Origin of the sequence: Streptomyces sp. NPDC093225 (assembly GCF_044753805.1) — a bacterium.
In the GTDB taxonomy this organism is placed as follows: domain Bacteria; phylum Actinomycetota; class Actinomycetes; order Streptomycetales; family Streptomycetaceae; genus Streptomyces.
Genome location: NZ_JBIVNX010000053.1, coordinates 1 through 11,796 on the forward strand (window position 1 = coordinate 1; position 11,796 = coordinate 11,796).

Consider the following 11,796-nt stretch of genomic DNA (forward strand, 5'->3'; position numbering starts at 1 on the left):
GGAGGCAGGCCCGGGCCTGGGGTGGCCGTAGGCCAGGGCCGAAGGCCCCGAAGCCCCAGGGGTGGGCCTGCCGCAGGGCCTGCAGGCCATACCGGCTCAAGCGCCGGGGGACCCACACACCACAGGGTGACGGCTCGCCCGCGCGAGCCCCAGCAGGCGCCCCCCGGCAGCCCCCAACGCGAGCCCCCGCGCCCCCCAGCACAGTCCCCCCGCGCCCCCCAGCGCAGCCCCCCAACTCACTCCCAATCCCAAGCAATCCCCAGGATCCCCCGCCGCACCGCCGGTTCGACCAGGTGCACGGCCCGGTGCCGACCGTTCGGGGTCAGGTCGGCGACCTCGCCGCGCGGCGAGGTCGCCGACGCCTGGCTGAACCGCCGGCAGCGCACCGGTAGGGCCGCGTCGTCGAAGCGGACCTGGAGCAGGTAGTGCCCGCCCGCGTAGCCGAAGCCGCGCAGGTACTCGCCGCAGGGCCCGCCGGTGCCGTCCTCGAAGCCGTACCCGAAGACGTACGTGTCGCCCGGGCGCAGCCGCGCGTCGAACAGCAGCTCCGCCACGATCACCCCGGTCCCGGGGTGCCGGCGCACCCGCCCGGTGCGGCAGTTCTCGTGCGCCCGCACCTCCACGAGCGCGGCGTCGCAGCCCGGGTCGCCGTGGTGGATGGCCAGGTAGCGGTCGATGCCGTCGCGGTGCGCCCGTACCACCTGCTGGGAGTCGCGGCCGCGCAGTTCGCGGCCCGCACCGATGCGCACGCGCTCGTGGTGCCCGACCGTGTGCAGTCCGCCGTCCGCCGGTGACTCCAGCTCGGCCAGCAGTTGTTCGACGGCCTCGCCCGCGGTCAGGAGCGTCCGGTAGGGGCGGGCGGTCGGTCCGCCGGGCTCGCCGCGCGCGACGGCCGGCAGCAGCAGCCGGGTGAGCGAGCCGACGGGCAGTTCCAGTATCTGCTCGAGCGCCCCCACGGCCTTCAGGGACTCGGCGCGCTGCGGGCGCCGGGCGCCCTGCTGCCAGTAACTCAGGCTGGTCACCCCGACCTTGATGCCGCGGGCCGCGAGCCGGTGCTGCACGCGTTGCAGCGGCAGTCCGCGGGCGGCGAGCGCGGTGCGCAGCGCGAGGTGGAAGGGGCCTGCGTGCAGCAGCTGCGCGAGCTGGCTCTCGGCTGCTGCGGCGGTACCGCCTCCCGGGGTGTGAGGCCGGGGCATGGCTACTCCTCGATGTGAACGTTCACGCGCGGTGGGGCGGGGGATCCCACCGGTGGCGCCCCGAAGCCCAGGTGACGGGGCATGGGGCGTTCACACCGCAGTCTCACCGTTCACACTGCAATGTCACGCCGCATTGAAGCGTGTTGACCGAATCCCGACAACCTCCGATGCTCCTCCACAAGCGTCCGGACGCGCTCCTCCAATCCCCACGATCCCCCTGGCCCCACAGGGGGATCCCTCCTCGGGAGGACCGCGATGCGCAAGAAGAACGGGCGGCGTTCCCTCGCCGCCCTCGTCACCGCAGTGCTGCTCGCCCTGCCCACCGGTACCGCCTCCGCCACGGCGGCCACCGGTCCGCACGGCGGGCACACCGCGGCGGCCGCCCCCTCGGCGGCGAACGCCCCGTCGGCGCGGGCGTTCGCCGCCACCAGGCGGCTGAACATCACCATGCAGGCCCAGCAGAAGGACAACTGGTGCTGGGCCGCCAGCGGCAACACCATCGCCACCTGGTTCGGCCGGAACTATTCGCAGAACCAGTTCTGCAACGCCGCCTTCAACCGGCAGCAGGGCTACGACTGCCCCAACTGGCAGGCCTCGCTGGGCAACGTGCAGAACGCCCTCTCCTGGGCCGGCATCAGGACCGGCTCGTACGTGAACGGCTGGCTGGGCTACACCACCGTGCAGACCGAGATCGACTACAACCGCCCGATCGAGACCCGCATCCAGTGGTCCAACGGCGGCGGCCACATGCAGGTCGTCTACGGCTACGACACCAACAACAGCTGGGTGTACTGGGGCGATCCGTGGCCCTCCAGCTACCGCTACAACTGGGCCTCGCACGCCTGGTACGTGAACAACTCCTCGTTCTCCTGGACCCACTCGCTCTACCGGATCGGGGCGTGAGCGCCATGACCCTCCGCCGCAACGCCACCACCGTGGCAGGCGCCCTCACCGCCCTGCTCCTGGGCCTGGCCCCGCAGGCCGCGGCCGCCGGGCCCGGCTCCCCGGCGCGGCCCGCACCGCAGTCGCCTTCGCAGTCCGGGGTGTCGGCCCCGTCCCAGCAGCAGCCGCAGCCGCCGGCCGTGACCGCCGGGAACCTCGCCGCCGCACACCGGGCGGCGGCTTCGGCCGGGACGCTCGACACCCTCTCCCGCTTCTTCGCCCGCGAGGGCAGGGTCTCCGTGGCCGCCGCCCGGCCGCGGGTCGAGGCCGACACCCTCGCCGTCCACTACCTCTCGCCCGACTTCGTGGCCGGGCGGGCCGGGGCGCCGGTGGCCCGCGTGGAGTTCATGGCCACCAAGGCCGTCTCCTCCGACGGGCAGTCCGCGTCGCTGTGGTCCGCGCCGCTGGGCGGGAGCTGGCAGGTGGTGAACATCGCCACCGGCGACGACGAGTTCCGGTACGCCGCCCAGGGCGCCCGCGCCCTGCCCGGCGGGACGGTCTTCCGGGAGCCGCAGATCGACGCGTGGTACGTGGTCAAGGGCACGAAGGTGCTGCCCCTCGACCACGACGCGGTGCGGGCGATCGGGGCCGGCGGGACCTCGCTGGCCGGCTACCGGGCGCGGGTGCGGGCGGCGTACGGCGACAAGCTGCCGGGGTCCGCCTACGCGAAGTCCGGCATGGCCGGCGGCTACGCCCCCGGCGCCCCCCTCGGCGGGCCGGCGCCCGCCGCGGGTGCGGGTCCGGCTGCGGGGAGTGGTGCCCGCGCCGAGACCGCCGCCGAGACCGCCGCCGTGACCGCCGCCGGTCCCGGACCGTCGGACGCCGACGGGGGCGGCCTGGCTGCCGGTGCGGCTCTCGCCGGCGTCGGGGGTGCCCTCGTGGCCGGCGCGGTCCTGGTGTCCCGGCGCCGGACCTCCGGCCCCGGCGCGCGCGTCCGGGCCTGACGGCCCGGGCGACCCATGGTCGGCACCGGGTCGCGGCTCACCGCCGCGGTGCCGGTGCCTGCGTCCGGGGCTGACCTCCCGGGCGTCCTTGCGGCCGGTACCGCCCTTCGGTGCCGGTCGTGGGGGCGGGCCGTCCTGGTCCGGCCTCCTCCTCACGGCCCCGCACCGCCCCACCGGTGCGGGGCCGCCTCCGTGCGGTCCGGTGGGCCCCGCGGGGCGATGCCCCTCCCCGCCCCTTCCCGAAACCGTGGCGTGCGACCACGGCCGCCGGCCCGGGGCTCCGCTCCCCGCGCTGCACGCCACCCCCTCCCGGGGCCCCGCCCCGGACCCCGCGCCTCACACGCCGGCGGGGCTGGAACCACCCCGCCCGGTGACCCCGCCCGGGGGCGACCCGAGGGGGGTCCGTGCGGGCCGTGTGAAAGGGGCGCGGGCGCGGCGCGGCAGGGGTGGGCAACGGGGTCCGTTGTCGGTGCCCGCCAGTAGGGTGGAGGGCATGGCCGACCCCTCCAGCTACCGCCCCGCGCCGGGAGAGATCCCCGATTCCCCGGGCGTCTACCGGTTCCGCGACGAGCACCGCCGGGTGATCTACGTCGGGAAGGCCAAGAGCCTGCGCCAGCGGCTGGCCAACTACTTCCAGGACGTGGCCGGCCTGCACCCCCGGACCGCCACCATGGTGACCACCGCCGCCTCCGTCGAGTGGACCGTGGTCTCGACCGAGGTGGAGGCGCTCCAGCTCGAGTACTCCTGGATCAAGGAGTACGACCCCCGCTTCAACGTCAAGTACCGGGACGACAAGAGCTACCCGTCCCTGGCCGTGACCATGAACGAGCAGTACCCCCGCGTCCAGGTCATGCGCGGGCCCAAGAAGAAGGGCGTGCGCTACTTCGGCCCGTACGCGCACGCCTGGGCCATCCGCGAGACCGTGGACCTGATGCTCCGCGTGTTCCCCGTACGGACCTGCTCCGCGGGCGTGTTCAAGCGCTCCGCCCAGATCGGGCGGCCCTGCCTGCTCGGCTACATCGGCAAGTGCTCGGCCCCGTGCGTCGGCCGCGTCAGCCCGGAGGAGCACCGCGAACTCGCCGAGGAGTTCTGCGACTTCATGGCCGGCCGGACCGGCGCGTACCTCTCCCGCCTGGAGAAGGAGATGCACGCGGCGGCCGAGGAGATGGAGTACGAGCGGGCCGCCCGGCTGCGCGACGACATAGGGGCGCTGCGGCGCGCCATGGAGAAGAACGCCGTCGTGCTCGCCGACGCCACCGACGCGGACCTGATCGCGGTGGCCGAGGACGAGCTGGAGGCCGCCGTGCAGATCTTCCACGTGCGCGGCGGCCGGGTGCGCGGCCAGCGCGGCTGGGTCACCGACAAGGTCGAGGCCGTCGACACCGCCGGCCTCGTCGAGCACGCGATCCAGCAGCTGTACGGGGAGGAGAGCGGGGAGAGCGTGCCCAAGGAGGTGCTGGTCCCGGCGCTGCCCGAGGACACCGCCGCCGTCGCCCAGTGGCTGGGCGAGCACCGCGGTTCCCAGGTCTCCCTGCGCATCCCGCAGCGCGGCGACAAGAAGGACCTGATGGAGACGGTCCGGCGGAACGCCCAGCAGGCCCTCGCCCTGCACAAGACCAAGCGGGCCAGCGACCTGACCACCCGCTCGCGCGCCCTGGAGGAGATCGCCGAGGCGCTCGGCCTCGACAGCGCCCCGCTGCGCATCGAGTGCTTCGACATCTCCCACCTCCAGGGCCAGGACGTGGTGGCCTCCATGGTCGTCTTCGAGGACGGCCTGCCCCGCAAGGGCGAGTACCGGCGCTTCCAGGTCAAGGGCCGGGTCGGGGACACGCAGGTCTGGCACGGCGAGGGCCAGGACGACGTCCGGTCCATGCACGAGGTGGTCTCGCGCCGCTTCCGCCGCTACCTCCAGGAGAAGATGAAGACCGGCGAGTGGACCGCCGAGGAGGCCGAGGACGGCGACGAGCCGCTGCCGGCCGACGACGGGCGGCCCAAGCGCTTCGCCTACCCGCCCCAGCTGGTCGTGGTCGACGGCGGGCAGCCGCAGGTCGCGGCCGCCCAGCGGGCCCTGGCCGAGCTCGGCGTGGACGACGTGGCCGTGTGCGGCCTGGCCAAGCGGCTGGAGGAGGTCTGGCTGCCCGGCGAGGACGACCCGGTCGTGCTGCCCCGCACCAGCGAGGGGCTCTACCTCCTCCAGCGGGTACGTGACGAAGCCCACCGGTTCGCCATCCAGTACCAGCGATCCAAGCGCGGCAAGCGCCTGAAGTCGAGCCCGCTGGACGCCGTGCCCGGCCTGGGCGAGACCCGCAAGCAGGCGTTGGTCAAACACTTCGGTTCGGTGAAGCGGCTCCGGCAGGCGACAATCGACCAGATCTGCGAGGTCCCCGGCATAGGCCGCAAGACGGCCGAGACGGTGGCCGCGGCCCTCGCCCAGGCGGCCCCCGCCGGTCCTGCCGTGAACACCGCGACAGGAGAGATCATTGAGGACGAGACCCCCGCGCCCGCGGGGACCTCGACCGACCTTCGGGGGACAGAGCAATGACCGAGCACGACCGAGACGGAGCACAGGTGAGTACGGGCACGAGCGTGGAGGCCGGCGAGGCCGCCGAGGCGGCCATCCCCGAGCTGGTGATCATCTCCGGCATGTCCGGCGCGGGCCGCAGCACGGCCGCGAAGTGCCTGGAGGACCTCGGCTGGTTCGTCGTGGACAACCTGCCGCCCGCCCTGATCCCCACCATGGTGGAGCTGGGCGCCCGCTCGCAGGGCAACGTCGCGCGGATCGCCGTCGTCGTCGACGTGCGCGGCCGCCGCTTCTTCGACAACCTGCGCGAATCCCTCGCCGACCTCGACGGCCGGGGCGTGACCCACCGGGTCGTCTTCCTGGAGTCCTCCGACGAGGCGCTGGTCCGCCGCTTCGAGTCGGTGCGCCGCCCGCACCCGCTCCAGGGCGACGGCCGCATCGTCGACGGCATCGCCGCCGAGCGCGACCTGCTGCGCGAGCTGCGCGGCGACGCCGACCTGGTGATCGACACCTCCAGCCTGAACGTGCACGAGCTGCGCGCGAAGATGGACGCCCAGTTCGCGGGCGACGACGAGCCCGAGCTGCGGGCCACCGTGATGTCCTTCGGCTACAAGTACGGCCTCCCCGTCGACGCCGACCTGGTGGTCGACTGCCGCTTCCTGCCCAACCCGCACTGGGTCCCCGAGCTGCGCCCCTTCACGGGCCTGAACGAGGAGGTGTCGGGCTACGTCTTCAACCAGCCCGGCGCCAAGGAGTTCCTCGACCGGTACGCGGAGCTCCTCCAGCTCATCGCCACCGGCTACCGCCGCGAGGGCAAGCGGTACGTGACCATCGCCGTGGGCTGCACGGGCGGCAAGCACCGCAGCGTGGCCATGTCGGAGAAGCTCGCCGCCCGCCTCTCCTCCGAGGGAGTCGAGACCGTCGTCGTCCACCGGGACATGGGGCGCGAGTGACCGGCCGCACCCTCCGGCTCCGCCGCCTGGGCGGGCTCGGGCCGAGCCGTGGCGAGTCCGCGGTCTCCGGCCCGGCCCGCCGCCGCAGGCGCGGGGCCCAGCCCAAGGTCGTCGCGCTGGGCGGCGGCATGGGCCTGTCCGCCTCGCTGGCCGCGCTGCGCCGGATCACCGGCGACCTGACCGCGGTGGTCACCGTCGCCGACGACGGCGGCTCCAGCGGCCGGCTCCGCGAGGAGCTAGGCGTCCTGCCGCCGGGCGACCTGCGCAAGGCGCTGGCCGCGCTGTGCGGCGACGACGAGTGGGGCCAGACCTGGGCCCGGGTCATCCAGCACCGCTTCGCCAGCCAGGGCGAGATGCACGGGCACGCGGTCGGGAACCTGCTGATCGTGGCCCTGTGGGAGCAGCTCGGCGACCACGTCAGCGCCCTCGACCTGGTCGGCCGGCTGCTCGGCGCCCAGGGCCGGGTGCTGCCCATGTCGGCGGTGCCGCTGGAGCTCCAGGCGCTGGTCAAGGGCCACGACCCGGCCCGGCCGCACGACGTGGACACCGTGCGGGGGCAGGCCACCGTGGCCCTGACCCCCGGCGAGGTGCAGGAGGTGCACCTGGTCCCGTCCGATCCGCCGGCCGTGCCGGAGGCGGTCGAGGCGGTGCTCGACGCCGACTGGGTGGTGCTGGGCCCCGGCTCGTGGTTCTCGTCGGTCATTCCGCACCTGCTGGTGCCGGATCTGCTGGACGCCCTGACCGAGACCAAGGCCCGGCGGGTGCTGTCGCTGAACCTGGCTCCGCAGCCCGGGGAAACGGATGGGTTCTCTCCGCAGCGTCATTTGGAGGTTTTGGCCCGACACGCCCCTAAACTCGCCCTGGACGTGGTGCTGGCCGACCAGGCCGCCGTGCCCGACCGCGAGTCCCTCGCCGACGCCGCCAAACGGTTCGGGGCCTCGGTCGAGCTGGCGCCGGTGGCCAGGACCGACGGCTCTCCGAAGCACGACCCGGAGCGGCTGGCGGCCGCGTACGACCGTATTTTCCGGATGCATGGAAGGATCGGCCCATGGCGATGACGCCGGCGGTGAAGGACGAGATCTCCCGTCTCCCCGTCACCCGCACCTGCTGCAGGAAGGCGGAGGTCTCGGCCATTCTCCGGTTCGCGGGCGGGCTGCACCTGGTGAGCGGCCGCATCGTGATCGAGGCCGAGCTCGACACCAGCTTCGCCGCGCGGCGGCTGAAGAAGGACATCCTGGAGATCTTCGGGCACAGCTCCGAGCTGATCGTCATGGCCCCGGGCGGGCTGCGGCGCGGCTCCCGCTTCGTGGTCCGCGTGGTCGCCGGCGGTGACCAGCTGGCCCGCCAGACCGGCCTGGTCGACGGCCGCGGTCGCCCGATCCGCGGGCTGCCCCCGCAGGTGGTCTCCGGCGCCACCTGCGACGCCGAGGCCGCCTGGCGGGGCGCGTTCCTCGCCCACGGCTCGCTGACCGAGCCCGGCCGCTCCTCCTCCCTGGAGGTGACCTGCCCGGGCCCCGAGGCGGCCCTGGCCCTGGTCGGCGCCGCCCGCCGGCTCTCCATCGCGGCCAAGGCCCGCGAGGTGCGCGGGGTGGACCGCGTCGTGGTGCGCGACGGCGACGCGATCGGCGCCCTGCTGACCCGGCTCGGCGCGCACGAGTCGGTGCTGGCGTGGGAGGAGCGGCGGATGCGCCGCGAGGTCCGCGCCACGGCCAACCGGCTGGCCAACTTCGACGACGCCAACCTGCGCCGCTCGGCCCGCGCGGCCGTGGCCGCCGGCGCCCGCGTCCAGCGCGCGCTGGAGATCCTCGGCGAGGAGGTGCCCGAGCACCTCGCCGCCGCCGGCCGGCTGCGCATGGAGCACAAGCAGGCCTCGCTGGAGGAGCTGGGCGCGCTGGCCGACCCGCCGCTGACCAAGGACGCCGTGGCCGGCCGGATCCGCCGCCTGCTGGCCATGGCCGACAAGCGCGCGCAGGACCTCGGCATCCCCGGCACGGAGTCCAACCTGACCGAGGAGATGGCCGACAACCTGGCCGGCTGACCCCGGACAGCGAGGAAGGGACCCCGCCCGCGGGGTCCCTTCCTCGCTGCGTTCGAAGGGCGGCCGGCCCTGCGGCCCCCGCTCGTACGGCACTTGGGACAGCGGGACGCCTTATTGACATGGCCACGTGGCACCGAAAGCCTTGCGTCCGCATGTCCAACTGATCGACATGCTCTTTCCGATCGTTTCCGATCGACGACAGCAGGGGGGCGCATGAGGCGCAGAGCGAGCTCGATCCTCGCCACCGGCGCGCTGATCCTCGGTTCCATGGCAGCCGTACCCGCCGCCATGGCGCAGCCGGGCACGACGGCCGACGGCACCGCCGCCGCGGCCGACGAGGTGAGGGTCTACGAGGCCGACATCACCCGCGCACAGGTCCCGCTGGTCCTCAGGGCCGGCCAGGACGCACACGAGCTCGGGGAGCGTGCCCCGGCGCACGGCACCACCCGCGTCGAGCTCTTCCTCACCGGATCCCAGGCCCGCGAGCTGCGCGCCCAGGGCGTCCGGCTCGCCGAGCGCCGGTCCGCGCCGAGCGCCGCCCGCACCACCGCCGGCGACGGGGTGTTCCGTCCGTACAGCGGCAGGGGCGGGCTCAAGGAGGAGATCGTCCGGACCGGCCGCGACCACCCGGGTCTGGCCAAGGTCGTCTCCATCGGCAAGACCGTCCGGGGCAAGGACATCCTCGCCGTCAAGGTCACCAAGAACGCCCGGCGGACCAAGGACGGCGCCAAGCCCGCCGTGCTGTACATGTCGAACCAGCACGCCCGCGAGTGGATCACCCCGGAGATGACCCGGCGGCTGCTGCACTACTACCTCGACAACTACGGCCGGAACAAGCGGGTCAAGGCCATCGTCGACTCCACCGAGCTGTGGTTCGTGCTCTCCGCCAACCCGGACGGGTACGACTACACGCACGCCAAGGACGGCGAGCGGCTCTGGCGCAAGAACCTGCACGACAACAACGGCGACGGGAAGATCACCGCCGCCGACGGCGTCGACCTCAACCGGAACTTCTCCTACAAGTGGGGCTACGACGACGAGGGTTCCTCCCCGAACCCCTTCAGCGAGACCTACCGCGGCCCCCGGGCGTCCTCCGAGCCCGAGACCGTCGCCCTCGACCGCTTCGAGAAGCGCATCGGCTTCGAGTTCGGCATCAACTACCACTCGGCCGCCGAGCTGCTGCTCTACGGCGTGGGCTGGCAGGTCGCCACCCCCACGCCGGACGACGTGCTCTACAAGGCGCTCGCCGGAACGCCGGAGAAGCCGGCCGTACCCGGCTACTACCCGCAGGTCTCCTCGGAGCTGTACACGACCAACGGCGAGGCCGACGGCCAGGCCGGCAACGTCAACGGGATGATGATGTTCACCCCGGAGATGACGACCTGCCAGACCGCCTCGGACATCGACCCGAACGACCGCTGGAAGGCGCAGGACTGCCGCTCCGGCTTCAACTTCCCGGACGACGAGAAGCTGATCCAGGGCGAGTTCGCCAAGAACGTCCCGTTCGCGCTCTCCGTCGCCGAGACCGCCGCCCACCCCGACCGGCCTGTGTCGGTGGTCGGGCGGACCGCGGCCCCCTTCACGGCGGACCCGTTCACCGTCTCGTACGCCCGCGGCGGCGCCCAGCAGGTCGCCGTCACCGCGCGCAAGTCGCTGCGCGCCAAGACGCTCCACTACCGCGTCAACGGCGGTCGTACGCACACCAAGGCGCTCGCCCCATGGAAGGGCGGCGAGCGCTACGGAGGCGACGACAACATCCGCTTCGACCAGTACCGCGCCGCCGTCGAGGGCGCCCGCCCCGGTGACGAGGTCGAGGTCTGGTTCACCGGCCGCACCGCCGCCGGCACCAAGGTGACCGGCAAGGGCTTCCGCTACACGGTGGCCCGGCAGCCCCGCGCCGACGTCCTCGTGATCGCCGAGGAGGGCGCCAAGGCCAAGCAGGCGGCCAAGTACGTCGACGCGCTGCGCGCCGGCGGCCGCTCGGCGACCGTCTGGGACGTCGCCGCGCAGGGCGTGCCGCACCCGCTGGGCGTGCTGTCCCACTACCGCGCCGCGGTCCACTACACGGCCGGCCAGGCGCCCGCCGGGGCCGTGCAGATGGCGCTGCGGGACTTCCTCAACGAGGGCGGCCGGCTGGTCGAGGCCGGCCCGAAGGCCGGTGGCGACACCCAGGCGGGCCGCACCGTCACCGACGACTTCAGCCAGTACTACCTCGGCGCCTACGGCCGCGCCGACGCCGCCGGTCCCACCGGCTTCACCGGCACCGGCGCCCTGCTCGGCGCCCGCGGCCCGCTCGGCGCCGCCGCCGGCGACCCGCTGGACCGGGCCGGGGCCTTCACGGTCACCTCCGACAGCCTGCCGGCGGACCGGTTCCCGCAGTTCCGCAGCGCGAAGGCCGGCTCGTACGCCGGGGTCGTGAACCCGTACGCGCCCTACAAGGGCTCCGGCATGGCGTCGACCGTCCACGACGACGACGTCTGGCGGCGCCTGGTCCGCACGGTCGACCTCACCGGGGTCGCCGCCGCCGACCAGCCGCAGCTCAGGCTCGCCCTCAACTGGGACACCGAGCCGGGCTACGACCACGCCGTGCTGGAGGCGCACACCACCGGCGCCCAGGACTGGACCACGCTTCCCGAGGCGTCCGGGCTGACCAAGAAGGACGTCCCCGCCGACTGCGGGCAGGGCTTCTTCATCCACGACCACCCGTTCCTCGCCCACTACCTGACCCTGGGGGCGGGCGGCTGCACCGCCACCGGCTCCAGCGGCGCGTGGAACAGCTTCAGCGGCTCCTCCGGGGGTTGGAAGCAGGTGGGCTTCGACCTCAGCCCGTACGCGGGCAAGAAGGTCGAGCTGGCGCTGTCGTACGTCAGTGACGGCGGCAGCGGCGGCCGCGGGCTCTTCGCCGACGAGGCCCGCCTCGTCGTCAAGGGCGCGCAGCGCGAGGACGAGGGCTTCGAGAGCTCCCTGGGGGCGTGGACCGCGCAGGGCGCACCCGCCGGCAGCCCCTCGGTTCCGGGCACGTGGTCCCGGACCGGCGAGCTGTTCAAGTCCTACGCCTCGGTCACTACCCGTGACACGGTGCTCCTCGGCTTCGGCCTGGAACACCTCCAGAACGCGCGAGCCCGATCGGTACTCATCGGTACGGCTCTGCGCTCGCTCCACCGCTGACTCTGAGTGACGGGCCCTCGGGTCCCCGTCGGCC

General features: G+C 73.8%; 8 protein-coding genes. 7 read left to right on the plus strand and 1 reads right to left on the minus strand.

Annotated elements, in window-relative coordinates; all coding sequences use genetic code 11:
• Window positions 1-236 precede the first annotated feature (236 nt).
• Window positions 237-1,196, minus strand: coding sequence for a hypothetical protein (locus ACIQCH_RS32285; RefSeq protein ID WP_402586799.1), 960 nt, complete (start codon window positions 1,194-1,196; stop codon window positions 237-239).
• A 255-nt stretch (window positions 1,197-1,451) separates the two neighbouring features.
• Between ACIQCH_RS32285 and ACIQCH_RS32290 the strand changes: the two genes are divergently transcribed.
• The 7 genes from ACIQCH_RS32290 (at window position 1,452) to ACIQCH_RS32320 (ending at window position 11,762) form a co-directional block, all read left to right on the plus strand.
• Complete coding sequence (locus ACIQCH_RS32290; RefSeq protein WP_402586801.1) at window positions 1,452-2,099, plus strand: papain-like cysteine protease family protein; 648 nt, start codon at window positions 1,452-1,454, stop codon at window positions 2,097-2,099.
• A 5-nt stretch (window positions 2,100-2,104) separates the two neighbouring features.
• Window positions 2,105-3,082, plus strand: a complete 978-nt coding sequence (locus ACIQCH_RS32295; RefSeq protein ID WP_402586872.1) for a hypothetical protein — start codon at window positions 2,105-2,107, stop codon at window positions 3,080-3,082.
• A 493-nt stretch (window positions 3,083-3,575) separates the two neighbouring features.
• Window positions 3,576-5,624 (plus strand): excinuclease ABC subunit UvrC, encoded by a 2,049-nt coding sequence (uvrC, locus tag ACIQCH_RS32300; protein WP_402586802.1) that lies wholly within the window; start codon window positions 3,576-3,578, stop codon window positions 5,622-5,624.
• A complete protein-coding gene (rapZ, locus tag ACIQCH_RS32305; protein WP_402586804.1) occupies window positions 5,621-6,556 on the plus strand; it encodes an RNase adapter RapZ in 936 nt (311 codons plus the stop codon). Before uvrC ends, rapZ begins: the two co-directional genes overlap by 4 nt.
• The gene (gene yvcK, locus ACIQCH_RS32310; RefSeq protein WP_402586806.1) at window positions 6,553-7,614 is read left to right on the plus strand and encodes a uridine diphosphate-N-acetylglucosamine-binding protein YvcK; all 1,062 of its coding nucleotides are present in this window, start codon (window positions 6,553-6,555) and stop codon (window positions 7,612-7,614) included. Before rapZ ends, yvcK begins: the two co-directional genes overlap by 4 nt.
• Window positions 7,605-8,594 carry a DNA-binding protein WhiA gene (gene whiA, locus ACIQCH_RS32315; RefSeq protein WP_030197759.1) on the plus strand — a complete coding sequence of 330 codons (990 nt, stop codon included), beginning with the start codon at window positions 7,605-7,607 and terminating at the stop codon, window positions 8,592-8,594. Before yvcK ends, whiA begins: the two co-directional genes overlap by 10 nt.
• 213 nt (window positions 8,595-8,807) lie before the next feature.
• Complete coding sequence (locus tag ACIQCH_RS32320) at window positions 8,808-11,762, plus strand: M14 family zinc carboxypeptidase (RefSeq protein WP_402586808.1); 2,955 nt, start codon at window positions 8,808-8,810, stop codon at window positions 11,760-11,762.
• Window positions 11,763-11,796 lie beyond the last annotated feature (34 nt).

Coding starts and splice junctions, on each gene's coding strand:
- ACIQCH_RS32285 (WP_402586799.1), bottom strand. CDS start 1,196: ATGCCCCGGCCTCACACCCCGGGAGGCGGTACCGCCGCAGCAGCCGAG.
- ACIQCH_RS32290 (WP_402586801.1), top strand. CDS start 1,452: ATGCGCAAGAAGAACGGGCGGCGTTCCCTCGCCGCCCTCGTCACCGCA.
- ACIQCH_RS32295 (WP_402586872.1), top strand. CDS start 2,105: ATGACCCTCCGCCGCAACGCCACCACCGTGGCAGGCGCCCTCACCGCC.
- uvrC (WP_402586802.1), top strand. CDS start 3,576: ATGGCCGACCCCTCCAGCTACCGCCCCGCGCCGGGAGAGATCCCCGAT.
- rapZ (WP_402586804.1), top strand. CDS start 5,621: ATGACCGAGCACGACCGAGACGGAGCACAGGTGAGTACGGGCACGAGC.
- whiA (WP_030197759.1), top strand. CDS start 7,605: ATGGCGATGACGCCGGCGGTGAAGGACGAGATCTCCCGTCTCCCCGTC.
- ACIQCH_RS32320 (WP_402586808.1), top strand. CDS start 8,808: ATGAGGCGCAGAGCGAGCTCGATCCTCGCCACCGGCGCGCTGATCCTC.